Consider the following 23,191-nt stretch of genomic DNA (forward strand, 5'->3'; position numbering starts at 1 on the left):
TGTCATATTTGCAACTCGATTCTTCATAGTGACAACTCATTTTTGACCTGCGTGAGCCCGTTGCGCAAGACGGGATTTCTGCGGCTTGGATCTCAGTCGTGCGGATAAGGCGCGAAACCGAGTACACGCCCCGGCACACCGTCCGGGTTGGGGCCGTAAACGGCGAGCATGCGGGCATACCCCGGCGCCGCATAGGTGCCGACGCGCCCTGCCGGAACCTCGATGAGGTCGCCCACCACACCGCGCACGGTCACCCCGTCGCACGTCACGTGGAGCTCCCCTTCGAGGACGTAGTTCAGCTCCACATGCGCGTGGGCGTCGGCGAACACCTCCCCGCGCAACTCCCACTCGGTCACCGCGACCCCGGCCCACCCTCCGGCCGACGGCGGGATGAACGCGTGGTTCGCCGGCCCGCCCCGTCCGGCCCCGAGCGCCCCGCCCCGCCGCAACACGGGTCCGGGCACGGCTCCCGGGACGGGATCCGGCAGAGGGATCGGAACGGGTTCGGGCGGGGGCTCCTGATCGGGATGGGGCGGGGAGCCCGGAGGGGCGGTCATGGCACGACCCCGTCGGATGCGACGGCCTCCGCGGCGCGGCTGAGAAGGCAGGAGAGGAGGGCCGTTCTGGGGATGATGCTCGGGACCTCGACGGTCTCGCGTCTGCTGCACTGGTCGAAGGCGAGCGGGCCCATGCCGTCGATGGCGGCCGGGGCGAACCGGGCGACGAAGCTGGCGTCGGAGCCGCCCATCTCGGCGACGCGGCGCAGGGGAAGGCCCACCGGGGCGGTGAGTTCCCCGGCCAGGGCGAACAGGCGGTCCGAGACGGTCGCGGGCATGGCCGGACGGGTGACCCCGCCCGTCACCTCGATCGTGACGCCGGGGGTCGCTCGGGCGGCGGCCAGGTCGGCCACGCGGGCGGCGAGGGCGTCGCCGGCGGAGGTGGTGGGAGCGCGCAGGTCCACGTGGACTTCCGCGAGGTCGGGGACGACCTGGCGGGCCGTCCCGGAACGCAGGATGCCGACCGTGCAGATCGTGCGCGCTGCCCGGTTCGTCAGGGCCTCAAGGCTCTCGACCAAAGGGGCCACCGCCGCTAGCGCGCTTGCGCCGGTCGTCTCGGTCGAGTGCGCGGTGCGCCCGCGCGCGGTGAGCACCATGGCGCCGACGGAGCCGCGCGAGGTGATGACGCCGCCGCCGTCGAGGCCGGCCTCCAGGGTGAAGCACACATCGGTGCGGCGGCCGAGGTCCTCGATCCACGCCCGGCTGCCGACGCTGCCCAGTTCCTCGTCGGGCACCAGCGCGTAGGTGATCCGGCCGACGCCGGGCATCCCGGCCTCCAGCGCGGCCCCGATCGCCGAGACCGCCATCGCCAGCGCGCACTTCATGTCGCCGACGCCGGGCCCGGACAGCACGTCGCCTTCCCTGGTGAAGGGCCACTCGGCCGCCGTGCCCGCGGGCCACACCGTGTCGGCGTGCCCGAGCACCAGCACCGAGACGCCCTCGCCGAGCGTCAGCGTCGCCTCGAAGCAGCCGCCCCGGTCCGGGCCGATCGACGTGCTCGACACCGCGAACCCGAGCGGCAGAAGATACGCGCCGATCAGCCCGCTGACCGCGTCGACCCCGACGGGGTCATGCGACCCGCTGTCGGTCTCCACCAGCGCGCGGGTCCGCTCCAGGATCAGCGGAAGCTCCCCCGCCAACCGGGCGATCCGCTCCGCCAGCATGTCCGCCACGGAGACCTCCGACTTCCTCTCGAACGGCCCGGACCCGACCGTGCCGACCTCGAACGTGCCGACCTCGGACGGTGCGGGAACAGATGGTCGGGACGGGGTGGGATCAGACATGGTCGCGGCCCGTCGTGTGGGTGTAGTCACGGGTGAAGATCTCGTGGTCGCCCTCCCAGGCCGTCACCGACGACCACAGGGTGAACTCGGTCGCGGTGCTCGTCATGCGGGTCCGGACGCGGATGCGGGTCCGCCAGTCGGCGCGGCCGATGCGGATCGTGCGGTCGAGGTCCACGGACGCCGAGAGAGGGTCGTCGGGGTGGATCGAGAAGTCGCAGCGCTCGTCGTCGGCGTAGCGCAGCCCGGAGGGGAAGACCCGGTCGCCGTTGAGGTCGCGGACCAGGCGGAACGTGCGCCGTCCGGATTCCGGGTCGAAGCCCGGCGTCATCTCGGGCTCGTGCGCGCGCAGGGACGAGACCGGGGGAGGGGCCGCGATCCGCGGCGGCCCGAAGGACACCGGCGCGTCGTCCGGCACGGTCGTCGGCAGCAGCAGGCGGCTTCCCTCGCCGAGCCGCACGCCCAGGGTCGGCGTCTCGGGCGCGGGCCAGATCCACGGCCAGTACTGCGTCGACAGCGCGACCCGCAGCCGGTGCCCGGCCGGGATCCGCTCGCCGACCCCGCTGAGCGGCACCCGCACGCGGTACTCCCGGCCTGGCTCCAGCGGCTCCGGCGCGGCGTGCCCGTCCCGGTGCGTCAGGTTGAGCACGCCCCGGGCGACCAGGCTCGACGCCCCGTCCGGCGCGACCGCGCACAGCCGCGCGACGACCGTCGCCACCGGCCGGTCCGCGGAGACCACGAGGTCAAGGACGGGCTCCCCGAAGACGATCGTGTCCTCGGCCAGCACGGCCGAGTCGAACGACAACGAGAGCGCGTCGTCCTCGCGCTGGTCGGTGGGCAGGTCCGTCAGGGTGCCGTAAGGAAGCCAGGAACCCGCGCTCGCCCCCAGCGTCAGCGCGCTGGAGTGCGAGACGGTACGGCCGTCGCCCGGCGCGACCGGATCAAGCCCGGCCTCCGTGAGGTACCAGGCAGAACCGGCCCCGGGCGAAGGCACCTCATCGGTCCCGTACCAGCGACCGCCGCGCGATGTCAGGTCGGCGCGCGGCTCCGCCGTGTCCTGCGCGAACCAGCGCAGCAGCGGCTCGTTCTCGACCCCGTTCGGGACGTCCTTCAGCCACCGGTCCCACCACCGGACCGTCTCCTGCAGGAAGCCGATGGACGGGCCGGGCACGGCGCGCTCCGGCCACGTGTGCCCCCACGGCCCGATGATCCCGCGGCGCACCCCGGGCAGGTCCCGGACCAGCCGCAGCGCCGAGTCGGTGTAGGCGTCCGACCACCCGCCCACGACGAGCATCGGCACCTCGATCGCGCCGGGATCGTCCCGGACCGAGAACCGCGACCAGTAGGCGTCCCGCCGCTGATGCCCGATCCGCTCGAACGAGAACGGGACATTCGCCTCGAGCCGCTCCAGCCACATCGCCCGCCAGGCGTCGCCGACCACGGCCGGGTCCGGCGTCCGGGCGTTGAAGGAGAGCATCACATGCCCCCACACCGCCAGGTAGAACGCCAGGACCGCGCCGCCCATGTAGTGGATGTCGTTGCCGTAGTGGTCGTCGGCGGAGTAGACGCTGATCGCGGCCTTGAGCGCTGGCGGCCGCCGCGCGGCGAGGTGCAGCGTGTTGCACCCGCTCCACGACATTCCGGTCATCCCGACCGCGCCGGTGCACCAGGTCTGCGCGGCGAGCCACCCGATGACCTCGGCGATGTCCTCCTGCTCCTGCGGGTGGTACTCGCCGAGCAGCACGCCCTCGGAATTGCCGCTGCCGCGCAGGTCCATCCGGGCGCACGCGTACCCGTGGCCCGCGACATAGGCCATCCGCACGTGGTCGTCGGAGAGCGCGACGTCGTCCTTGCGGTAGGGCATCGCCTCCAGCACCGCGGGGACGGGCCCGGCGCCCACCGGCAGCCACAGCTTGAGCGAGACCGAGACCCCGTCGCCCATCTCGACCGGTACATGCTCGCGGACCTCGACCTCGTAGGGCAGGCCGGTGATGATCTCAGGCTCCTCGGACACCGACGCCGCCTTCCGCCACGGGCGCGAGCCCTGTCGCCCCGTCGGGAAGCAGCGCCCGCCGGACGTACTCACCGACCGAGGGCGCGTACATCTCCCACAGTCTCCGCAGCTCCGTCAGCGGCTCGCCGTGGTCGTCGACCCGCAGGTCCACCAGCGGGAACGGCTGCTCCCCGTGGACGACCAGGGCGGCCGACCGCAACGGATCGTCCTCCCCGCCCGCGGCGAGCCCCGCCTCCAGCGCCGCGACGAGCCGGGCCGCCAGCTCCGCCGAAGGATCGGCCAGGAACGCCGCGCTCACCGCGGGCCCGACCTCAGGCGTCGCGAGGATGTTGCCCACCACCGCGTGGTCGTCGGCGAGAACCGTCGTCGCGGCCGAGGCGTCGATCCGTTCCCCGGTGAAGGCCGCCGCCGGTCCCGTCACCCCGATCGCGGCGAGCTGCCGCCAGACCGCGTCCGGCGTGGACCCGACGGTCGCGCGCACCGCGTCGGCGGCGGTCGCGCCCGCGGCGAGGACGTCCAGCATCCGCGGCCCGAGCCGGGGATCGGTCCGGTGCTGCGTCACCGTGGCGCCGACGCCGCTGCGCACCCAGGGCACCCGTGCGCCGACCGCCATGTCGGAGGTCGCCGTGGCGACGCCCAGCCGCCCCGTCCTGGCGCAGCGGGCGATGATCGAGTAGGTCATCGGGCCACCAGCCACAGGTCGCGGGCCTGCCAGCCGACCCGGGCGGTCTCGCCGGGCCGCAGCGAGGCCGGAAGGTTCCGGCTCGGCATCTCCGCCTTGACCGAGCGCCCGTCGGGCAGCGCGATCCGCACCGAGGTCTGCGCGCCGAGGAACGAGATGTCCTCGACGGTCCCCGCACAGTGGAAGTCCGTGGCTTCCGCCGGTTCGATCGCCACGACCTCGGGCCGCAGGATGACGGTGGCGGTGGCGCCCGCGGAGACCTCGCCCCGGCCGGGGATCCGCGCTCCGCCCAGCCCGGCGATCTCGACGTCGTAATGACCGTCCGAGCTGCCGGTGACCTTGGCCTCCAGCGTGTTGGAGGCGCCCACGAAGTTCGCCGCGAACAGCGTCGCGGGCTCGTGGTAGACCTCCTGCGGCCCGCCCACCTGGATGAGCTCGCCGTTCTGCATGATGCCGACCCGGTCGGACATCGCGAACGCCTCCTCCTGGTCGTGCGTGACATAGACGAAGGTGATGCCGAGCTCGTGCTGAACCGACTTGAGCAGCACCTGCATCTGGCGGCGCATCCGCAGATCGAGCGCGCCGAGCGGCTCGTCCAGCAGCAGCACGCGCGGGCTGAGCACCAGCGAGCGCGCGAGCGCCACCCGCTGCTGCATGCCGCCGCTGAGCTGGCGCGGCCGCAGCCGCTCCCGCCCGCCGAGTTCGACCAGCTCCAGCATCGAGGAGACCTTCTCCTCGATCTCGGCCGCGCCCGCGCGCCGCTCCTTCAGGCCGAAGGCGACGTTGTCGTAGACGCTGAGGTGCGGGAACAGCGCGTAGTTCTGAAAGACGGTGTGCACCGGACGCCGGTGCGGCGGCGCGTCCTGGATCTCGGCGCCGTCGAGCAGGATGCGCCCGCTCGTCGCCTGCTCCAGACCCGCGATCATGCGCAGGGTCGTCGTCTTCCCGCAGCCGCTCGGGCCGAGCAGGGAGAAGAACTCACCGCCCCGGATCTCGAGGTCCACGCTCTTCACGACGGGATTGTCCGCGCCGAACGAGCAGCACAGGGCGTCGAGTTCGAGGGAGGCGCTGCCCTCGGCGGCCTGCGCGGCCTTGCGGCTCCGCCTTCCGGCGAGGGGAGAGGTCGATGCCCCGATCATTGGGAGTCCTTTCTCGCGGTGCCGCCCTGTACCGAACGGCTCCGCCACCAGGAGGCGAGGCCGAACAGGGCCAGGGCGAGCATGGTGACGGCCATGAACGAGACGGCGATGGCGTTGACGTCCGGCGACACGCCCTGCCGGGACATGCCGAGGATGAGGATCGGCAGCGTCTCGGTCTCGGGTCCGGCGAGGAACACCGTGGAGACCACGTCGTCGAAGGAGAAGGTGAAGGACAGCAGGGAGCTGATGGCGATGGCGGGCAGCAGCATCGGCAGCAGCACCCGCACGAACGCGCGCCACGGGGGCGCGCCGAGGTCGGCGGCGGCCTCGTCGTAGGTCCCCTTCAGGGTGGCGAACCTGGCCTGGATCACCAGGGTCGCGTACGCCGAGCAGAAGATGACGTGCCCGGCGACGACCGACCACAGGCCGAGGGTCAGGTCGAGCCGCCGGATGAGCAGCAGCAGGCCGACCGCGATGACGACCTCGGGCAGCATCATCCGGGCGTAGGTGAGGGTCTGGAGCCTGCGGCGCGAGCTCTGCGAGAGCTTGGCCGCGCCCATGACCGCGGTGACCGAGAGGACCACCGCGATGACCGTCGAGAGGCCCGCGATCGAGGCGCTGGTGAGGAAGTCGTCGCGGACGCGCTCGCTGCCGAGCGCCTCCCGGAACCAGCGGAGCGTGGCTCCGCCCCAGGTGTTGAGCGACTCGTCGGCGTTGAACGCGTTGACGATCACCTTGCCGATGGGCACGTAGAAGAAGACGAGGACGGCGACCAGCATGACGTGCGGCAGGCTGACGCGGAAGCGGCGGCGTTTCACGCGATGTCCTCCAACTGGTCGAGGCGGCGCCGCGACAGGAACATCACGACGAGCATGATCGCCATCAGTGCCGAGCCGATGGCCGCGCCGAACGGGAAGTTGCCGGTGCCGAGGAACTGGTCGGCGGCGACGTTGCCCGCCATCAGCGTCTTCTCGCCGCCGAGGATCGCCGGGATCGTGTACTCGCCCGTCGCCGGGATGCCGACGAGGAGCGCGCCCGCGATCGTGCCGGGCATGGCGAGCGGCACGATGATCTTCCAGAACACCTTGGCCCGGCCGAGCCCGAGGTCGTATCCGGCCTCGATCATCGCCGGGTCGATCCGTTCGAGCGCGACGTAGATCGGCAGGATCATCAGCGGCAGGTAGCCGTAGACCATGCCGACGGCGATCGCGAACGTGGTGTACCGCAGTTCGGTGCCGTCGGGGATGAGGTGGAGCGCGGTCAGGAACTCGTTGACGAGTCCGTTCGGCGCGAGCAGGTCGAGCCAGGCGTAGGTGCGGACGACGAAGCTGATCCAGTACGGCACGACCACGCCGACGAGGCAGAGCGTGCGCAGGGGGCCGCGCAGCCGGCTGATGGCCAGGGCGACGGGGAAGCCGATGGCGACGCAGACGAGGGTCGCGGTGACGGTCAGCGCGAGCGACCTGACGATGGCGCCGACGTACACGCCGTCGACGAGCGCCCGGTAGTTGTCCAGGGTCCAGCCGAAGGACACCTCGAACGTCAGGACGTCGATCCTGCCGAGGCTGTAGACCAGCAGCAGGATCAGCGGCGCGACGAAGAACAGCACGACGTACAGCGACATCGGCGTGATGAGGAGGCGGGCCCGCCAGGCCTGGAGGCGAGGGCCGCCCCTCCGCCGCGTCGACGCTGACGGGGCGGAGGGGGAGCCGGTCTTGAGGAGCGTCATCAGGACGCCTTGACGCGCTGCCACATCGCGTTGCGCGCCTCTTCGGTCTTGGTGTCGAGGAACTCCTCGGCGAGGAAGGGAGAGGTGTCGCTGGGCTTGAGCGCGACGTTGTCGAGGATCTTCTTGTCGATCGAGCCTTCGGCGTCCTTCATCAGGAAGGAGGCGCCGGTGGTGTTGATGAATCCGGCGTAGTTCACCGGGTCGAGGTGGAAGTCGAGGAACTTCATCGACGCCGCGGTGCTCTTCGCGCCGGCGACGGGCACGACGCCCTCGATGTAGCCGGGGGTGCCCTCGGCCGGGGAGATCCAGCCGATCTTGTCGCTTTCGGCGCCCGCGTAGGTGTAGTCGTACAGGACGGCGATCGCGGCGGAACCGCCGATCAGGGGCTTGTCCTGGTCGGAGGAGGCGAAGGCGAGGAGCTTGGGCTTCATGTCGATGATGAGCTTCTCCGCCTTGGCGAGCTCATCGGTGTCGGTCGAGTTGAGGTCGTAGCCGAGGGACAGGAGGGCGATGGAGATGACGTCCCTGTCGTAGTCGGGGAAGACGATCTTGCCCTTGAACTCGTCGGCGCGGTCGAAGAGTTCCTTCCAGGACTTCGGCGGATTCGGGACCAGCGCCTTGTTGTAGGCGATGCCCACCTTGCCGGTGTTGGTCGGGACGCCCCACGGGAAGGCGTCGCGGTACTCCTGCGGGATCTTCGCCAGGTTCGGCACGCTCGCCGGGTCGAACTCGCCGAGCAGTTTGCCCTGGTCCAGGCGCTTCGCGGTGACATTGCCGGCGAGCACGAGGTCGTAGGCGCCCTTGTTCTGGGCGAGCTGGCTGGCCAGGGCCGCCGAGCCGCCTTCCGCGATCGCGGTCTCCTTGACCGTGATGCCGGAGTTGGCCTTCTGGAAGTCGGCGATCTCGGTCTCGCCGATCCACCCGGGGTAGTTCAGGAAGGAGACCGCAGCCGAGTCGGCGGAGCCCTCTTGCGAGTCCCCGCCTCCGCCGCAGGCGGCGAGGACAGCGGTCATCGCGAGTGCTCCCGCGACGGAACCCAGCTTCCGCAAAGACGGTCGGCGCATGGAACCTCCAGGTTCGATCAGTGCGTTGCCATAGCTACAACCGATGTTGGTGTTGTGGCATGGAGGCTATGGTTCGCGTTAGCTCGTGCCAAGGTCGGTTCTGTTAAGAATTGGTTTCGTTGCACTAGAGGCAAATGGAGTTGTCATAATGACATCAGTCCCGCAGCGTCCTCCCCGGTGCGCTGCGCTTCCCACGGCGAACGAGTGAGGTGGCGATGGCGCCCGAGCGCGACACAAGCATCAGAAGGGGCCTTGACGTCCTGGCCGTCCTCGAGTCGGCCGAGGCGCTCACCAAGGGCGGTCTCGGCGTCACCCGGATCGCGAACATCCTGGACAAGGACAAGAGCCAGATCTCGCGCAGCCTCAAGGTGCTCGCCGAGTACGGGCTGATCGACCGCGACCCGAAGACCCTCGCCTACCGGCTGGGCTGGCGCATCTACTCGATGGCCCGGCGCAGTGGCGACCACCGGCTGCTGGCGTCGGCGGAACCCGTGCTCGACGACCTCCTCGCGGCGACGAACGAGTCGGTCTACCTGTCCGTCATGTCGAACTACGAGGCGCTCACCGTGCTGGAGCGGGTGCCGAACCACGCGGTGCAGGCGACGAGCGGCATCTGGCCGGTGTTCTCCACGTCCGTCGGCCGGGTGCTTCTAGGCGGGATGCAGGATGCGGACATAAGGCGCATGTACGACGGAACGCCCGTCCAAACGCGAGGTCTGCGCGGCATCGACGGGATCGACGACCTCCTGTCCCGCATCGCGGACGTCCGCCGCGACGGTTACGCCATCGTCACCGACGAGTTCGAAGAGGGCCTGACCGCCGTCGGCGCCCCCGTGCACGACCATCGCGGTGACGTCATCGCGGCGCTGGGCGTCTCCGGCCCGTCGTTCCGCTTCGCGGGCCGGGCCGGAGCGGCGGCCATCGCCGTGCGGGAGGCCGCCAGGCGCATCGAGGAACGCTTCGTCGAACCGCACGGCCCGGCCGTCGTCGATGAGTGAACCCGCCATGACCCGGGTGGCGGTCTGCCAGACGGAACCGGTGCTGCTCGACCTGGCGGCCAATGTCCGGCACACCACGGAGACCGTGCGCGGGTGCGTCGCGCGCGGCGCGGACGTCATCGTGCTGCCGGAGCTCGCGACGTCCGGGTACCTGTTCGACGGCGCCGACGAGGTCCGCTCGATGGCGCTGCCGCTGACCCATTCCGTCTTCGACGGCTGGCGGGCGGCGCTGGGGGAGGGCGACGCGGTTCTCGTCGCGGGCTTCCCCGAGGCGGGTGCGTCCGGGAAGGTCTACAACAGCGCCGTGGTCCTCGACCGCGCGGGGATCCGCGCCGTCTACCGCAAGACCCACCTGTGGCATCGCGAGAAGCGCTTCTTCACCCCCGGCGACCATCCTCCGCCCGTCGTGGAGACGGTCCACGGCCGGATCGGCGTGCTCGTCTGCTATGACCTCGAGTTCCCCGAGATGCCCCGCTCCCTCGCCCTCGCGGGCGCCGACCTCATCGCCGCCCCCACCAACTGGTCCCGCGCTGAGATCCGCTCCGGCACCGAACCCCCACAGGTCCTCGTGGCCCGCGCCGCCGCCCGCGCCAACCACGTCTTCCTGGCCGCCTGCGACCGCAGGGGCACCGAACGCGCCCAGCCCTTCACCGGCGGCAGCATCATCATCGACCCCGACGGCTGGCCCCTCGCCACCCCCGCCGCCGATCACATCGCCATCGCCGACCTCCCCCTCCCCGCCGCCCGCGACCGCGCCCTTTCCCCCGTCAACCACGTCTTCACCGACCGCCGCCCCCACCTCTACGCCCTGAACACCCCCTCCTGAGCCCCCACCCGAGCGAAGCAGCCCGGTTCCCGGGCTGCCTTCGCGTCCGGGCTGCCTTCGCGTCCGGGCTGCCGCGGTCGGGAGGGGGCGGGTCAGCGCCAGTAGTGGTTCGCGGCGGCTATGGTCTGGAACTCCATGCTGACGGTCTGGACGGCGGCGATGAGCTCGCCGGCGTCGGTGGCGTACTGGGCCCGGCCGGCCTGGAGCGCCTCCAGCTCCGGCTGGATCGTGTGGACGGTGTTGCGGACCATCGCGATGGCCAGGGCGCGGCCTTCCTCGGGGGTCTCGGTGATCAGGGTGCCACCGGGAACCAGGATGAGTCCCTCGTCGGGAACACGAGTCATGTCGCTGCCTCTCTCAGGGGTGCTGCGGACCGCCCCATCGTCGCCGCGAAGACGCCTGCCGCGCGTCGCACATCCGATGGATATCCGAGACGCCGCGCGGGCGCCCCGGCGCCAGCCCTCCCATGGTCATGGCGTCCTGCCTCTCACGCCTCCCTCAGCCGAGTGATATCCCGGCCGCTCCATTCACGGGGGCGTCGTCAGGTAGCGGACCAGCATGGTGACGAGTTCGTTCTCGAAGCGGTCGGTCGGTTCGGACGGGTCGCGGGCGATGAAGCGGTGGACTGAGGACTCGATCGTGGTGACCGTCAGGAAGGCCGCCATCGGGACGTCCGCGACGGTGACGGTCGGATCGGCGCCCAGGAGCGCGGCGGCGGTCTCGACGGCGCCGCGTTCGGCGTCGCGGAGGAAGGCGGCGAACTCGGGCGGGCGGGGCGCCTGTTCGAAGAGGACCGCGTGGAGGGCGGGGTCGTCGCGGTGGTTGTCCAGGGCGGCCTGGACGAACAGGCGGATCCGGTCGTCCAGCGCGTCCGGCAGTCCTTCCGCGAGGCGCTGCTCGATCGCGGAGATCCCCGCACGGGCGTGCGCGGACGCGAGCTCGAGCAGGATCGCGTCCTTGTTCGGGAAGTACTGGTAGAGCGAGCCGATGGAGTGCCCTGCCTCCTCGGCGATCCGGTTGGTGGTGCCGGCGGCGTATCCGTGCGCGGCGAAAACGCGAGCAGCCGCTTCGAGCAGCCGTCCACGCGTCTCGAGCGCACGCAGCTGACCAGGGACTTTACGCGGTTTCAGGCGCCTTTCCGGCATGTCTGGAACCTCCGTGAAAGCGAGTAGCCGCACGCCCGCGCGCGTGCCCAGAATCGTGGTCGGAAGACCGATTGAACACTCTGCGGAGGAGGACCGCCATGGCGGTGACCGCACTTGCCGTCTTCACGATCTGGGCCCTCGTCGGGTTCGGGCTGCGCGCCTGGATCCAGCTGCGGAGCACGGGCGACACGGGCTTCCGCGTCGGTGGCGTCACGGGTGCCCAGCGCGCGGTGGCCGCCCTCCTGGCCGTCGGCCTGCTCTGCTGCGCGGCCGGGCCCGTCGCCGCGCTGGCCGGCCTCGGCGGCCTCGACCATCCGGCGCTCGCCTTCCCGGGCATGGTCGTCGCGGTGTGCGGGATCGCGGCGACGCTCGCGGCCCAGCTCTCGATGGGTCCCTCCTGGCGCGTCGGCGTCGATCCGGGCGAACGGACCCACCTCGTCACCGATGGCCCGTTCGCCCATGTCCGCAACCCCATCTACACCGCGATGCTCGCCACCCTCGCCGGCCTGGCCGCCATGACCCCGAACCTCCCGTCCCTCGTCGGCCTGGCCCTGGTCCTGCTCGCGATCGAAGTCCAGGTCCGTGCCGTCGAGGAGCCGCACCTCCGCCGGATCCACGGCGTCGCCTACACCGCCTACGCCGCCAGGACCGGCCGCTTCCTTCCGGCCGTCGGCCGAGGCTGACGGGCTCCGCCGGTGGGCGGGCCGCGCATCGGGCGTGGTTGGGTGGCGTCATGGCTTACGAGCTGCGGGCGGTACTCGCATCGGGGGACGTGCTGTCCGGGCGGGCGGAGGCGCCGGGGACGCTCGGGCAGGGGCTCGCGCTCCTCCCGGTGACCGACAGGCTGCGCGATGCCTTCGGCGGGGCTGCCGCGTTGGGCTTCTGGGACTTGCCGGACGGCCTCGCGGCGGAACTGGCACGTTGGTCGATAGACGGGCCGGTGGCTTACGTCGAGGCGGAGTACTTCGGCGGCACGGGCGCACAGCGCGCCGTGGTGTGGCAGGCTGGCCGTCTGGAGTGGGGTCCCGTCCACGTCGCGGAGGGCGAGCGGTTCCCGGTGGAGGGAAGCCCGATCTCCCAGGCGCTCCGCCGACTGGGCGCTGTGCGCGGCACGGAGTTCGACGAGTTCGCGGCAGTAGGGCTCGGACGGCATCGGTGGACTTCGGGATGGATCGGAGCCGACCCCGTCGAAGGGGCCTGACGGCGGCCGGATGTCGCGATCGGTCAGGGGCGGAGGGCGTTGAGGGAGAGGACGGCGTAGCGGCGCCACTGGCGGCGGTCGCGGATGCCGAGCTCGATCAGGACGCGGCAGCAGCCGCTGATGAGGATCTTGATGTCCTGGGACGTGGCGTCTTCGCGCAGGGTGCCCTGGCGGCGGGCGGCGTCCAGGAGGCCTTCGACGCGGTCCTGGTGGCCGGTGCCGTCCGTCAGCCGGGTCTTGGGCAGGATCTCGGCGAGGACCCGGTTCTCCGCGACGCGTTCGACGATGTCGGCGAGCAGGTCGCGCAGGGCGGTGAAGGCGTCGTCGTCGGGCGTGGCGGCGATCCGCCGGGTGAGCCAGGCGATCTCGTGGCGGGCGACGGCGGCGACGAGGTCGTCCTTGGTGGGGAAGCTGCGGTAGACGGTGGCCTTGCCCACCCCGGCGCGTGCGGCGACCTCGGGGACGGTGGCCTCCAGGCCCCGCTCTGCGAAGACCTCGAGCGCCGCGGCGACGACCCGCTCGTGGTTGCGGCGGGCGTCGGCGCGGCGGTCGGACCAGTCGGCGGTGACGGGGTCCGCGTCGTGCGGGGGCGCTGGAGACATGATCCCTAGTCTGCCGTCTCCCGGGGCGCGCCGTGACCTGCGATCACGCGGCGAGGACCGTGGTGGGGGAGGACTTGCGGGGGATGAGAAGGCTCGCGAGCGCGGCGAGGGCGAGTCCTCCGGCGCCGAGCCAGAACGCATGCCCGTAGGCGGCGTCGGTCGGGACGTGGCCGGCGAGGGTCACGCTTCCGGCCAGAAGGGTCGCGACGATCTGGCTGCCGAGGGACGAGCCGAGTGACCGGATCAGGGAGTTCACGCCGGTGGCCTGTCCGCTCATCTCCCGGGGGCACGCCTCGACGATGATGTTCGGGATCGCCGCCATGCCGAGGCCGATGCCGCCGAACAGGACGGTCGACCAGCCGATCACCGCGGCCTGCGAGCCGTGCGACAGGGCGAGCGCGGCGAGCCCGACCGAGGCCAGCACGGCGCCGGTGGTCACGGTGACCCTCGGTCCGGTCTTCATCGCGATCGCCCCGGCCAGGCCGCCCGCGACGAGCATCACGAGGCAGCCGGGGAGCATCAGCAGGCCCGCGCCCGTGGCGTTGAGGCCCAGTCCGTAGCCGACGGCCCGGGGGGTCTGGGCGAGCTGTGGGATCAGCATGAACGCACCGAACATCCCGAATCCGAACATGAGCATCGTGATGTTGGTGGTCAGTACCGCCGGACGGCCCAGGACCCGCATGTCGACCAGGGGGTCGGCGGTGCGCCGCTCGTAGAGGACGAAGACGACGAGCACCGCGAGGCCGCCGAGGATGAGGCCGAGGGTGCGGGTGTCGCCCCAGCCCCAGGTCGACGTCCGGGTCAGCGCGAACAGCGGTGCGACGAGCCCGACCGTCAGCAGGACCAGGCCGCCGAAGTCGATCCGGCCGGGCGTGCGGGCCCCGTCGCCGGGCAGGAGCAGCGAGCCGAGCGCCGCGGCGACGCCCATCAGCGTGCCGCTCCAGAAGATCCACGGCCAGGAGGCGTGGTCGATGAGCAGGCCGCCCATGACCAGGCCGCCGCCCGCGCCGATGCCCGCGGTCGCGCCCACGATGCCCAGCGCCATCGGACGCCGCCGCGGTGAGAACGTGTCGCTGATGATCCCCATGCAGAGCGGGATGATGCCGCCGCCCGCGCCCTGCACGATCCGCGCGGCCACCAGCACCCACACGTTCGGGGCGAGCGCCGCGACCGCGCTGGACACCGCGAACAGCACGAGCGCCGCGATGAGCAGCCGTCGCTTCCCGTACATGTCGCCGAGCCTGCCGAACACCGGCGTCAGCACCGCCGCCGAGAGCAGATATCCGCTCATCACCCACGACATGTCCGTCGCGGACGCTCCGAGTTCCCCGCCCAGTACGCCGATCCCGGGCAGTACCGCCGTCTGCGCCAGCGCGAACGCGGCGGCGGCGAGCGCCAGGATCACCACCAGCAGCCCCTCGCGCCCGCCCTTCGGCGTCTCCTTCTCGCCCACCCGCGACTCCTCACTCCGTCGATGCGGACCTACGGGTCCACTTAGCAGCCGAGACGCTACCGCAGAACCGGACCCTATGGTCCGGTTTTGTGATCCGGATCGCCCGCCTCAGGTCGGGAGCCGCCGCGGGCGCATCGGAGTTGACAATTCCGGCGGCGTTCCGTGTAATTGTCGGCGTGCAGCGTGACGCCGGCCGAAGAGCAGTGGGCAGGCCGGCGATCGGGCCAGCACCTTTCCGCCTGAGGGGCGATTCCATGAGCGTGTATCCCGTGCGCCGCGTCTGATCCGACGTTCTCCTGGCGCGCTGCTTCGTCGCGTGCCAGCGCGCTGACCTTGCTTTCCACTCATCCGCCAGGGGCGAACTTCGCCGTGCGCGCGATTCCCTTCGGTACTTTTTAGATTTGGATTTGACATGCCCGCATCGTTCAACCAGCAGATCATCGACGAGTTCCGTGCCCATTCCGGAAAGGTCGGCGGCCCGTTCGAGGGTGGCGACCTGCTCCTGCTCACCACCATTGGCGCGAGATCCAGGGCGCCGCACACCGTGCCGCTCGGCTATGTCCGGGACGGCGACCTCCTCCTGGTCGTCGGCTCCGCGGGCGGCGCCCACCGGCACCCCGCCTGGTACCACAACCTGGTCGCGCACCCCCGGGTCGAGGTGGAGATCGGCGCCGAACGCCACGAGGCCGTCGCCGTCCCCGCCGAGGGCGAACGCCGGGACACGCTGTTCCGCCACGTCGTGCGCGTTGCCCCGGGGTACGGCGGCTACCAGGCGCAGACGTCGCGCACCCTGCCCGTCGTCGTCCTGGAGCTCACGCCCGACACCGCGCCCGGGGCCTGACCGGCGCCTCCCGCGCGGGCGGCCGGGAAGGCGAGAGGATGCGGGGATGACCGAGACGCGGGATGGATCGCAGGACGTCGAGCTGCTGGCCGCCCGCCGGGTGCGGCTGGTCGAAGGGCGGCCCCCGGAGCTGCCGGCGGAGCACCGGCGGGCCATGGACAGGGCGTGGGACGAGGCGGTGACGGCCAATCCCGCCCTGTTCGACGGCCCGATCGTGGTGCTGACGGGGATCCGGCTCGAAGCGGACCTTCTCGCCCTGACGTGGGCGAGGGCGACCTTCCGGTACGGGGCCCTGCACCGGGTCCCGGGGGCGGCGCCGCTGCCCGGGGTGTACGCCTCGGTCGTCCAGCCCGCTACGGAGGGCGGTTTCCTGGTCGGGCGGATGGCGGCGTGGACCTCGGTGCCGTCGCGCTGGCTACTGCCGGGCGGCACCGTCGAGCCGCCCCCGCCCGGCGAGGCCATGGACCTGGCGACCCTGCGCGGGCACGCGGCCAGGGAACTGCGCGAAGAGACCGGGATCGTGACCTCGCCCGACGACCTCACGCTGGTCACCGTCGTCCGCGGTATCAGCATCGGGTTCCTCTTCCAGGCCCCGCCCCGGCCCGTCGCGGCCCTTCGCGCCGCCTTCGCGGAGGCCACGGCCGCCGAGACCGCCGAGGGCCGCACCCCCGAACTCGACGACCTCGTCCTCCTGCGCTCGTCGGACGACCTCGCGGACCTGCCCGGCCACGCCGCCGACTACCTCCCCGGCCTCCTCCGCCTCTTCGGGACCCCGTGAGGTAGAGCCCGCAGGTGGCCCGGCCGAGGGGCTCACGCCCGGGCGGGCCTCGCCTGCGGAGCGGGAGCCGGAGCGCCGAGGACGTCGAGAAGGCGGGCCGCGTACGCGCGCGGGTGGGTGGTGTTGCCGTTGTGCCCGCCGGGGAACTCGGCGAGTTCCGTGCCGAGCAGGGCGGCGAGGTCTTCGGCGCAGCGGCGGTCGAAGACGGTGGGCGGGGTGGTGCGCCCCGCCGCGGGCACGATCCTGGTGGTGGAGGCGGCCAACGCGGAGACGGGGAGTGCGTCGTCGATGACCGCGGTGAAGTCGTGCTCGATGAAGTACCGGAAGTTCGCGACGCGGAGGGGGGTCATCGGCTGCGGGGTGAGGCCGGGTTCGGCGTCGGGCCGTGCGGGATCGATGCCGAGGGCGTCGGCGATCGCCCTGAGCGCGGGTGCGAGACCATCGCTGCGGTAGAGCCGCCGGATGTCGGCGAGTTCGTGTTCGTGGCGGGCGCGCTCCGCGGCGGGAAGCAGGACGGGCGCGACGGGTTCGTGGGCGATGAGGGTGTGCAGCACACCGGGGCGGTGCGCGGCGAGGCGCAGGCCGATGACGGCGCCGAGGCTGCATCCGAGCATCGCGGCGGGTTCGTCGGTGAGCTCGGCGAGGAGGTGGTGGACGTCGTCGGCGTGGTCGGCCATCGTCGCCGGGCGGCCGGGGTCGCGCGGCGTGCTGCGGGAGAGGCCGCGGCGGTCGTAGGTGATGACGGTGCGGACGTCGGCGAGCCGGTCGACCAGGTCGGTGCTGCGGCCGGCGTCGCCCTCGCCGCTCTGCGAGATGAGCAGGATCGGACCGGTGCCGCGCACTTCGTAGTAGAGCGTGGCGCCGGGAACGGGGAGGTGGCCGGTGATGGCGGCGGACATGCGGTGGCCTTTCGTGCCGACGGCGGGGTGCCGCGTTCACGATCACCATAATCCATCAAATTAGATACATCAAGACTGATGCATCTTCGTGGATGTAATCTCGGGGCATGAACGGAGTGGACCTGTTCCTGCTCGGCCGCACGCTGATGAAGATCGGTGAGGAGACGCTGGCCGCTGAGGCGCCGGACGGCAAACTCGGCGGTATCCGGACCGTGCTGATCGTGGTCGGCGACATCCGCGCGCACCCGGGCAGCGCGGTCAGCGAGATCGTCGACCGGACCGGCCTCCCGCAGAGCGCGGTCTCGGCCGCGGTCGCCCGCCTCCGCGATACCGGAGCCGTGGTCTCCGAACCCGACACCCGCGACCGGCGCCGCGTCCTCATCCACCCCGCCCCCGGGATCTCCCCCCGTGTCGAAGAGGTCCGCGCCGCGCCGATCGACACCTCCGTGGCCAAGGCCCTGGGCTCTGCCGACCCGGCCCGGCTCGCCGAGGTCCTCACCCTCCTGGACGAGCTGGCCCGCCATCTGACCCCCCGATCGCTGTCCCGCCTGCGCGACTGACCTCCGCGCCGGACTTCCGGCCGGCGGCGGGCGTGCCCGGAAGGGTGCGGGTGGGTGTGGGCTCGGCTAGGGGGTGAGGTGCCGGTGCCGCCATTGGGCGGGTGAGGCGCCGTAGGTCCGGCGGAAGAGGCGGGTGAAGCGGGCGGGGTCCGCGAAGCCCCAGGAGCGGGCTATGTCGGTGGCGGGGCGGTGGGCGTGGGCGGGTGAGGCGAGGTCCGCGCGGGCGCCTTCGAGGCGGTGGTGGGCGATCCACTGGTCCAGGTCGGCGCCGTGGTCGTGGAAGATCCGGTGGAGCGCGGCGACGGAGAGGTTGTGGACGGCGGCGACGCGCGCGGCGGTCAGGCCGGGGTCGGCGAGGTGGGCGCGGAGGTGGGCGAGGATCCGGGTGTACCGGGTCTCCTCGGCGACGGACAGGCGGGTCGGCCTCGGCGCGGAGACCGACGCGACGAGCGCGCGGACGAGGGAGACGACGGCGTCGCCGAGGGCCTCGACGCCCGCGTCTCCGCTGAGCCGTTCGGCGTCTCCCCGCATGGCCTTCAGCTGGGTGAGCAGCATCGGGGCGATCTCGCTGTGCTCGGCCAGCGGCGTCGCGTCGCGGATCATGCTCCCGGGGAGCCCGAGGCGCTCGGCGTCCAGCATGAAGGCGATGCTCTCGCCGGCGCCGGACCAGCGGGTCTCCCAGTAGCCGGCGCTCTTGCAGGTGAAGGCGAGGTCCGCGGACGTCAGCGACCGCTGCCGGTCGTTGCAGACGAAGCCACCGGTGCCGTGCACCTGGCTGAAGAGCGAGATGCTGTCCCGTCCGTCCAGGCGCAGGTGCTGCTCGGTCTGCCAGTAACGCATCCCGGAGCCCGAGTTCGCGAACAGCACGACGGGTCCGAAGTGCCAGATCTCCATGCGTTTGCGGAACCGGACGCCTTCGTCGAGTTCGTGCTCGATGGAGCAGGCGCCGGAGGTCCCGACGGCCGCGGCGTTGTAGGCGTCGACCCGGTCGCGGCGCGGCAGGTCGTCGGTGTCCAGGATCAGCACGGCACGGCCTCCCGGCGCGGGCTCCGCACCGCGTCAGTCCTCGCCGCGCCGGCGGCGCCACTGGCTGGGCGTGACGCCGAAGGTCTGGCGGAAGCGGCGGGAGAAGTAGTTCGGGTTGGTGAAGCCCCAGGCACGGCCGATGGCTTCGATGGTGCGGCGGGCGTGTTCGGGCGCGGTGAGGTCATGGCGGGCGTGTTCCAGTCGGCGGCGGATGATCCACTGTTCCAGGCTGATGCCGTTGGCCTCGCACAGCCGGTACAGGGTCCGCCGGGAGATGTTGTGGACGTGGGCGATGCGCTCGGGGGTGAGTTCCGGGTCGGCGAGGTTGGCCCGCACGTAGGCGAGGATCCGCGGGACCAGGGTCTCCTGGGCCACCTCGCGCCGGGTGCCCGCGTCGGACGTCACGGAGGCGACGAGCGCCCGGCTGAGGGCGACGAGGGAGCCGCCGATGGCCTCCGCGCCCGGGTCCTCAGCGATCAGGTCGGCGTTCCGGTGCAGGGCGCGCATCTGGTTCAACAGTAGGGGGGCGACCCCGCTGCGGGACGCGAGCGGGATGGCGTCCCGGATCGTGGCCGCGGGCAGTTCGAGGCGGTCGAAGTCGATCACGCAGGCGAGCATCATGCCGGTGCCCGACCACGTGTACTCGTAGTACGCGTCGGTGCGGTGCTCCAGGTTCAGCGTCTGCGCGCAGAGGCGGTCCTGGTAGTCGTTCCACACGATCCCGCCGGTGCCGACGGGGTGGGTGAGCAGCGAGATGGAGTGCTTGGAGTCCATCCGCATGTGCCGCGGGGTGCGCCGGTAGCGCATCCCGGTGCCGGAGGTGGCGATCATGCTCACCGGGCCGAACTGCCAGACCTCGAGCCGCTGCCAGATCTCCCCGCGCTCGTCCGGCTCGAACTCGATCGAGCAGGTGCCCGCCTCGCCCTCGGCCACGGCGTGATACGCCTCGGCCCGTTCGGCGTTCGGATGGTCGGCGGTGTCCAGTACCAGCATGGCGTCCCCAACGGTCGTCGTCGGGATGATCGTCGTGCAGGCGGCGGGCGCCGTCCTGGCTCTCCGTGCCACCCTCTTGCCCGACAGCGCCAGCGCACGCGGCGGCCCGGTGGTGGTGCTTTCCGGAGAGAACACGACATTGTTAATGCGAACGACACGCGGAGCCGTCGATACTACGAGGAGGCGGCGTGCACCGCGGCCTGACGGGTGCACGGCGCACGACGGGGGAGGGACGGAGCCGATGCTGGTCCTCGACACCGAGACCCTTCCCGTCGCGCGACGGATCGAGGCGTTCCAGGCCGTCGCCGCGACGGAGAGCGGGCTCTGCACGATCGAGCACGAGCGTCCGGACACCAGGATCCGGCTGGAACGCTGGAACTTCGGTCCGCTGACGATGTTCTCCACCCGGGGTTCGGGGATCCGGGTCGGGCGCACGCTGCGGCAGGTCAGGCGCGACTCGGTGAACACGATCTCGATCACCACGCAGAGTCATGGCGAGGCCTTCTCCGTCTGGGACGGGACGCCGCGCGGCATCGACCTTACGTCCCTCGTCATGTCCCAGAAGACCGCGGGCTACGACTACGGCTGGTCCGGGAGCGGGCAGTCGCTGGCCGTCATGGTCGACGCCGACCGGCTCGCGCTGCCCGACCACCAGGTGCGCGCCGCGATCCCCCTCATCGCGACCAGCGCCGCGGCCCCGTTGCTGCTGCACCATGTCCGCGCGCTGCACCACGACGCCGACCGGCTCAGCGCGGGTCCCGCCGCGGACGCCCTGGCCACCGCGACCCTCGAGCTCGCCCGCGCCGTCATCCTCTCGGTCACCGCACCGCCCCGGCACGTCGAGGACGACCCCACGCTCCTCACCCAGATCCTCTCCTATGCCCGCCTGCACCTGACGGACCCCGACCTCACCCCGCAGCGCATCGCCCAGGCCCACCACGTCTCCGTCCGCACCCTCTACCGGCTGTGCGGCGAGGCAGAGGTGAGCCTCGAACAATGGATCATCGAGCACCGGCTGGAGGGCGCCCGGCGCGACCTCGCCTCCCCCCGCCACGCCCGCCGCACCATCGAGGCCGTCGCCCGCTCCTGGGGCTTCACCGACCCGGCCCATTTCTCCCGCCGCTTCCGCCAGGCCCACGGCCTCACCCCCCGCGCCTGGCGCCACCAGCACCGCACGTCTTGACCTGGTAACGGGTGAAGTGCCCTGGGAGGGTGTTCGCGGGGTCTTCGGGATAACGTACGTCGGCATGCGCACGATTGCGGAGAAGAGACCCTCTGGGGTCGCGAGGATTCGGCGGCGGCGGGTGGTGGGCCTCGGGGTGCTCGCGGCGGTGCTCGCGGTCGCGGGGATCGCTTCGCTGGTGGTGGGACCGAGGTCGTTGAGCCTGTCCGAGGTCTGGTACGGACTGTGGGCCGCGCCGGATCCGGACCAGCGGCTCACCGAGACCAGGCTGATCGTGCAGACGGTGCGGGTGCCGCGGACCGTGCTCGCGATCATCGCGGGGGCGGCGCTCGGCATGAGCGGGGCGCTCATCCTGGGGCACACGCGCAATCCGATCGCGGACACCGGGCTGCTCGGGGTGAACGCGGGCGCGTCCTTCGGGGTGGTGTCGGTGATCTACTTCTTCGGGTTCAGCAACCCCTTCCAGTACGTCTGGTTCGCCTTCCTCGGGGCGGCGGTCGCGGGGGTCGTCGTGTTCGGGCTGTCGAGCCTGGGCAGGGGAGCGGGAAATCCGCTGACGCTCGCACTGGCCGGGCAGGGCATCACGGTGTTCCTCATCGCGATGGCGACGGCGCTCGCCCTGTCGAACCAGGCGGCCCTCGACGCGCAGCGGTTCTGGGACGCGGGGTCGGTCGCGGGCGTCGGCTTCGGCGTCATCTGGCCGGTGACCGGGTTCATCGTCGTCGGAGTCCTGCTCGCGCTCTTCACGCTCCCCGCGCTCAACCTGCTCAACCTCGGGGACGACGTGGCCCGCGGGCTCGGCGTGAACATCGCGCTGAGCCGGACCATCGGCATCGTCTCCATCACCCTGCTCGCGGGCGCGGCGACCGCGGCGTGCGGTCCGATCGCGTTCCTAGGGCTCATGGTCGCGCACGTCGCCCGGTACATCACGGGCCCGGACTACCGGTGGCTCGTGCCGTACGCGGGCCTGCTGGGCGCGGTCGTCCTGCTGGTCTGCGACACCATCGGACGGGTGGTGGTGCGGCCCGGCGAGTTGCAGGCGGGCATCGTCGTCGCGCTGGTCGGCGCGCCCTTCTTCGCGGTTCTGGTCTGGCGAGGGAAGTTGAAGAACGCATGAGCGAGACAACGGTGAAGCCGACGCCGCGGGTGGCGCCGGGCGTGCGGATGGGCCCGGTGTCCTTCGTCTGGCGGCCGTGGCTGCTCTTCGTGGTGCTGTTCCTGGCGGGCGCGACGTTCCTGGTGTTCTGCCTGTCGATCAGCCTGGGCGACTTTCGCATCGGCCTGCCCGCCGTGATCGCGACGATCTTCGGCCGCGGTGAGCAGATCGACGAGTTCGTCATCATGGACCTGCGGATGCCGCGCGCCCTGATCGGACTCGTCGTCGGGCTCGCGCTCGGCGTGTCCGGTGCGATCACCCAGTCCATCGCGCGCAACCCCCTGGCCAGTCCGGACATCCTGGGCATCACCTCGGGTGCGGGCACGGCCGCGGTGTTCCTGGTGACGGTGTCGGGCGGCGCCGCCGCGATGATCACCAACACGGTCGGGCTGGCGACGGCGGCCCTGCTGGGCGGTCTCGGCACCGGCCTGCTCGTCTACTTCATGGCGTGGCGGCGCGGGGTCGACGGTTTCCGGCTCATCCTCATCGGCATCTCGGTGAGCGCCGTGATGGAGGCGCTCACGGCATGGCTGCTGGTCAAGGCCGACATCCGGGACGTGGCGCGGGCACGGGTGTGGCTGGTCGGCTCGCTGGAGGCCCAGTCGTGGAACGAGGTCTGGGTGGCGCTGTGGTGCACGCTCGCCCTCATGGTCGTGGTGTCCTATGTGGCGTTCCACCTCAAGCCGCTGCACTTCGGCGACGACGTCGCGGCCGGCCTGGGCGTCAGGTTCTCGGCGGTGCGCGCGGCGCTGCTGCTGTGCGCGGTGCTGCTGGCCGGGGTCGCGGTGAGCGTGGCGGGTCCCGTGCCGTTCGTCGCGCTGGTCGCGCCGCAGGTGGCGATGCGCCTGGCCAGATTCCCGACGCCGCCGCTGGCTGCCTCCGGGCTGGTGGGCGCGCTGCTGCTGATCGGCGCGGACCTCGTCGCGCGGACCGCCCTGCCCGTCGCCCTTCCGGTCGGCATCGTCACCGCGATGATCGGCGGGCCCTTCCTCGTCTACCTGCTGGTTCGTGCCAATCTGAAAAAAGGGATATAAAAGGATAGGCTTACCTAAGTAAAGTAGGTTG

At 71.7% G+C, this 23,191-nt stretch carries 25 protein-coding genes; 10 read left to right on the top strand and 15 right to left on the bottom strand.

Features of this window, described 5'->3' with window-relative positions; translation table 11 throughout:
• Window positions 1–92: 92 nt before the first annotated feature.
• The 8 genes from EDD29_RS18830 to EDD29_RS18865 form a co-directional block, all read right to left on the bottom strand.
• Window positions 93–464, bottom strand: a complete 372-nt coding sequence (locus tag EDD29_RS18830; protein ID WP_211359789.1) for a cupin domain-containing protein — start codon at window positions 462–464, stop codon at window positions 93–95.
• 89 nt (window positions 465–553) lie between these two features.
• Window positions 554–1,840 (bottom strand): M20/M25/M40 family metallo-hydrolase, encoded by a 1,287-nt coding sequence (locus EDD29_RS18835; RefSeq protein ID WP_148086012.1) that lies wholly within the window; start codon window positions 1,838–1,840, stop codon window positions 554–556.
• Window positions 1,833–3,851 (bottom strand): CocE/NonD family hydrolase, encoded by a 2,019-nt coding sequence (locus EDD29_RS18840; protein ID WP_123665672.1) that lies wholly within the window; start codon window positions 3,849–3,851, stop codon window positions 1,833–1,835. Before EDD29_RS18840 ends, EDD29_RS18835 begins: the two co-directional genes overlap by 8 nt.
• Window positions 3,835–4,533 (bottom strand): DUF1028 domain-containing protein, encoded by a 699-nt coding sequence (locus tag EDD29_RS18845; RefSeq protein WP_123665673.1) that lies wholly within the window; start codon window positions 4,531–4,533, stop codon window positions 3,835–3,837. Before EDD29_RS18845 ends, EDD29_RS18840 begins: the two co-directional genes overlap by 17 nt.
• A complete protein-coding gene (locus EDD29_RS18850) occupies window positions 4,530–5,672 on the bottom strand; it encodes an ABC transporter ATP-binding protein (RefSeq protein WP_123665674.1) in 1,143 nt (380 codons plus the stop codon). The genes EDD29_RS18845 and EDD29_RS18850 overlap by 4 nt, the downstream gene beginning before the upstream one ends.
• Window positions 5,669–6,490, bottom strand: a complete 822-nt coding sequence (locus tag EDD29_RS18855) for an ABC transporter permease (protein ID WP_123665675.1) — start codon at window positions 6,488–6,490, stop codon at window positions 5,669–5,671. The genes EDD29_RS18850 and EDD29_RS18855 overlap by 4 nt, the downstream gene beginning before the upstream one ends.
• The gene (locus EDD29_RS18860) at window positions 6,487–7,401 is read right to left on the bottom strand and encodes an ABC transporter permease (protein WP_123665676.1); all 915 of its coding nucleotides are present in this window, start codon (window positions 7,399–7,401) and stop codon (window positions 6,487–6,489) included. Before EDD29_RS18860 ends, EDD29_RS18855 begins: the two co-directional genes overlap by 4 nt.
• A complete protein-coding gene (locus EDD29_RS18865) occupies window positions 7,401–8,414 on the bottom strand; it encodes an ABC transporter substrate-binding protein (protein ID WP_170201465.1) in 1,014 nt (337 codons plus the stop codon). Before EDD29_RS18865 ends, EDD29_RS18860 begins: the two co-directional genes overlap by 1 nt.
• Window positions 8,415–8,680: 266 nt before the next feature.
• Here EDD29_RS18865 and EDD29_RS18870 point away from each other — a divergent pair, with 266 nt between their 5' ends.
• Together EDD29_RS18870 and EDD29_RS18875 are read left to right on the top strand one after the other, a co-directional pair.
• Window positions 8,681–9,463 carry an IclR family transcriptional regulator gene (locus EDD29_RS18870; protein ID WP_123665678.1) on the top strand — a complete coding sequence of 261 codons (783 nt, stop codon included), beginning with the start codon at window positions 8,681–8,683 and terminating at the stop codon, window positions 9,461–9,463.
• Window positions 9,456–10,289: a nitrilase-related carbon-nitrogen hydrolase gene (locus tag EDD29_RS18875; protein WP_246052843.1), complete on the top strand. Its 834-nt coding sequence runs from the start codon at window positions 9,456–9,458 to the stop codon at window positions 10,287–10,289. Before EDD29_RS18870 ends, EDD29_RS18875 begins: the two co-directional genes overlap by 8 nt.
• 92 nt (window positions 10,290–10,381) lie before the next feature.
• Here EDD29_RS18875 and EDD29_RS18880 read toward each other — a convergent pair whose 3' ends face one another.
• Both EDD29_RS18880 and EDD29_RS18885 read right to left on the bottom strand, forming a co-directional pair.
• The gene (locus EDD29_RS18880) at window positions 10,382–10,633 is read right to left on the bottom strand and encodes a hexameric tyrosine-coordinated heme protein (protein WP_123665680.1); all 252 of its coding nucleotides are present in this window, start codon (window positions 10,631–10,633) and stop codon (window positions 10,382–10,384) included.
• Window positions 10,634–10,816: 183 nt separating this feature from the next.
• Complete coding sequence (locus EDD29_RS18885; protein WP_123665681.1) at window positions 10,817–11,434, bottom strand: TetR/AcrR family transcriptional regulator; 618 nt, start codon at window positions 11,432–11,434, stop codon at window positions 10,817–10,819.
• Window positions 11,435–11,532: 98 nt separating this feature from the next.
• Here EDD29_RS18885 and EDD29_RS18890 point away from each other — a divergent pair, with 98 nt between their 5' ends.
• Both EDD29_RS18890 and EDD29_RS18895 read left to right on the top strand, forming a co-directional pair.
• Complete coding sequence (locus tag EDD29_RS18890) at window positions 11,533–12,117, top strand: methyltransferase family protein (protein ID WP_123665682.1); 585 nt, start codon at window positions 11,533–11,535, stop codon at window positions 12,115–12,117.
• Window positions 12,118–12,167: 50 nt separating this feature from the next.
• Complete coding sequence (locus EDD29_RS18895; RefSeq protein ID WP_123665683.1) at window positions 12,168–12,635, top strand: hypothetical protein; 468 nt, start codon at window positions 12,168–12,170, stop codon at window positions 12,633–12,635.
• 23 nt (window positions 12,636–12,658) lie between these two features.
• On the opposite strand, the gene EDD29_RS18900 is transcribed toward EDD29_RS18895, so the two are convergent.
• Entirely contained in the window at window positions 12,659–13,237 is a 579-nt protein-coding gene (locus EDD29_RS18900) for a TetR/AcrR family transcriptional regulator (RefSeq protein WP_123665684.1), read from the bottom strand.
• Between the two features lie 43 nt (window positions 13,238–13,280).
• Window positions 13,281–14,690: an MFS transporter gene (locus EDD29_RS18905; protein WP_123665685.1), complete on the bottom strand. Its 1,410-nt coding sequence runs from the start codon at window positions 14,688–14,690 to the stop codon at window positions 13,281–13,283.
• Window positions 14,691–15,102: 412 nt separating this feature from the next.
• Between EDD29_RS18905 and EDD29_RS18910 the strand changes: the two genes are divergently transcribed.
• Both EDD29_RS18910 and EDD29_RS18915 read left to right on the top strand, forming a co-directional pair.
• A complete protein-coding gene (locus EDD29_RS18910; RefSeq protein ID WP_123665686.1) occupies window positions 15,103–15,531 on the top strand; it encodes a nitroreductase family deazaflavin-dependent oxidoreductase in 429 nt (142 codons plus the stop codon).
• A 46-nt stretch (window positions 15,532–15,577) separates the two neighbouring features.
• A complete protein-coding gene (locus EDD29_RS18915; RefSeq protein ID WP_123665687.1) occupies window positions 15,578–16,309 on the top strand; it encodes an NUDIX domain-containing protein in 732 nt (243 codons plus the stop codon).
• A 32-nt stretch (window positions 16,310–16,341) separates the two neighbouring features.
• On the opposite strand, the gene EDD29_RS18920 is transcribed toward EDD29_RS18915, so the two are convergent.
• Window positions 16,342–17,208, bottom strand: coding sequence for an alpha/beta fold hydrolase (locus EDD29_RS18920; RefSeq protein WP_123665688.1), 867 nt, complete (start codon window positions 17,206–17,208; stop codon window positions 16,342–16,344).
• A gap of 107 nt (window positions 17,209–17,315) precedes the next feature.
• Between EDD29_RS18920 and EDD29_RS18925 the strand changes: the two genes are divergently transcribed.
• Window positions 17,316–17,768 carry a MarR family winged helix-turn-helix transcriptional regulator gene (locus EDD29_RS18925; RefSeq protein WP_123665689.1) on the top strand — a complete coding sequence of 151 codons (453 nt, stop codon included), beginning with the start codon at window positions 17,316–17,318 and terminating at the stop codon, window positions 17,766–17,768.
• Between the two features lie 66 nt (window positions 17,769–17,834).
• Here EDD29_RS18925 and EDD29_RS18930 read toward each other — a convergent pair whose 3' ends face one another.
• Complete coding sequence (locus tag EDD29_RS18930; RefSeq protein ID WP_123665690.1) at window positions 17,835–18,794, bottom strand: helix-turn-helix domain-containing protein; 960 nt, start codon at window positions 18,792–18,794, stop codon at window positions 17,835–17,837.
• Between the two features lie 33 nt (window positions 18,795–18,827).
• A complete protein-coding gene (locus EDD29_RS18935) occupies window positions 18,828–19,922 on the bottom strand; it encodes a helix-turn-helix domain-containing protein (protein WP_211359790.1) in 1,095 nt (364 codons plus the stop codon).
• A 106-nt stretch (window positions 19,923–20,028) separates the two neighbouring features.
• On the opposite strand from EDD29_RS18935, the gene EDD29_RS18940 reads away from it, so the two are divergent.
• The 3 genes from EDD29_RS18940 (at window position 20,029) to EDD29_RS18950 (ending at window position 23,160) form a co-directional block, all read left to right on the top strand.
• Entirely contained in the window at window positions 20,029–20,970 is a 942-nt protein-coding gene (locus EDD29_RS18940) for a helix-turn-helix domain-containing protein (protein WP_123665692.1), read from the top strand.
• A 64-nt stretch (window positions 20,971–21,034) separates the two neighbouring features.
• Window positions 21,035–22,087: a FecCD family ABC transporter permease gene (locus tag EDD29_RS18945; protein ID WP_123665693.1), complete on the top strand. Its 1,053-nt coding sequence runs from the start codon at window positions 21,035–21,037 to the stop codon at window positions 22,085–22,087.
• Window positions 22,084–23,160, top strand: coding sequence for a FecCD family ABC transporter permease (locus tag EDD29_RS18950; protein WP_123665694.1), 1,077 nt, complete (start codon window positions 22,084–22,086; stop codon window positions 23,158–23,160). The genes EDD29_RS18945 and EDD29_RS18950 overlap by 4 nt, the downstream gene beginning before the upstream one ends.
• Window positions 23,161–23,191: the final 31 nt, after the last annotated feature.

This window comes from Actinocorallia herbida, from assembly GCF_003751225.1.
GTDB lineage: Bacteria > Actinomycetota > Actinomycetes > Streptosporangiales > Streptosporangiaceae > Actinocorallia > Actinocorallia herbida.

Coding starts and splice junctions, on each gene's coding strand:
- EDD29_RS18880 (WP_123665680.1), bottom strand. CDS start 10,633: ATGACTCGTGTTCCCGACGAGGGACTCATCCTGGTTCCCGGTGGCACC.
- EDD29_RS18900 (WP_123665684.1), bottom strand. CDS start 13,237: ATGTCTCCAGCGCCCCCGCACGACGCGGACCCCGTCACCGCCGACTGG.
- EDD29_RS18875 (WP_246052843.1), top strand. CDS start 9,456: ATGAGTGAACCCGCCATGACCCGGGTGGCGGTCTGCCAGACGGAACCG.
- EDD29_RS18865 (WP_170201465.1), bottom strand. CDS start 8,414: ATGACCGCTGTCCTCGCCGCCTGCGGCGGAGGCGGGGACTCGCAAGAG.
- EDD29_RS18890 (WP_123665682.1), top strand. CDS start 11,533: ATGGCGGTGACCGCACTTGCCGTCTTCACGATCTGGGCCCTCGTCGGG.
- EDD29_RS18850 (WP_123665674.1), bottom strand. CDS start 5,672: ATGATCGGGGCATCGACCTCTCCCCTCGCCGGAAGGCGGAGCCGCAAG.
- EDD29_RS18860 (WP_123665676.1), bottom strand. CDS start 7,401: ATGACGCTCCTCAAGACCGGCTCCCCCTCCGCCCCGTCAGCGTCGACG.
- EDD29_RS18870 (WP_123665678.1), top strand. CDS start 8,681: ATGGCGCCCGAGCGCGACACAAGCATCAGAAGGGGCCTTGACGTCCTG.
- EDD29_RS18920 (WP_123665688.1), bottom strand. CDS start 17,208: ATGTCCGCCGCCATCACCGGCCACCTCCCCGTTCCCGGCGCCACGCTC.
- EDD29_RS18925 (WP_123665689.1), top strand. CDS start 17,316: ATGAACGGAGTGGACCTGTTCCTGCTCGGCCGCACGCTGATGAAGATC.
- EDD29_RS18885 (WP_123665681.1), bottom strand. CDS start 11,434: ATGCCGGAAAGGCGCCTGAAACCGCGTAAAGTCCCTGGTCAGCTGCGT.
- EDD29_RS18945 (WP_123665693.1), top strand. CDS start 21,035: ATGCGCACGATTGCGGAGAAGAGACCCTCTGGGGTCGCGAGGATTCGG.
- EDD29_RS18895 (WP_123665683.1), top strand. CDS start 12,168: ATGGCTTACGAGCTGCGGGCGGTACTCGCATCGGGGGACGTGCTGTCC.
- EDD29_RS18915 (WP_123665687.1), top strand. CDS start 15,578: ATGACCGAGACGCGGGATGGATCGCAGGACGTCGAGCTGCTGGCCGCC.
- EDD29_RS18910 (WP_123665686.1), top strand. CDS start 15,103: ATGCCCGCATCGTTCAACCAGCAGATCATCGACGAGTTCCGTGCCCAT.
- EDD29_RS18845 (WP_123665673.1), bottom strand. CDS start 4,533: ATGACCTACTCGATCATCGCCCGCTGCGCCAGGACGGGGCGGCTGGGC.
- EDD29_RS18940 (WP_123665692.1), top strand. CDS start 20,029: ATGCTGGTCCTCGACACCGAGACCCTTCCCGTCGCGCGACGGATCGAG.
- EDD29_RS18835 (WP_148086012.1), bottom strand. CDS start 1,840: ATGTCTGATCCCACCCCGTCCCGACCATCTGTTCCCGCACCGTCCGAG.
- EDD29_RS18950 (WP_123665694.1), top strand. CDS start 22,084: ATGAGCGAGACAACGGTGAAGCCGACGCCGCGGGTGGCGCCGGGCGTG.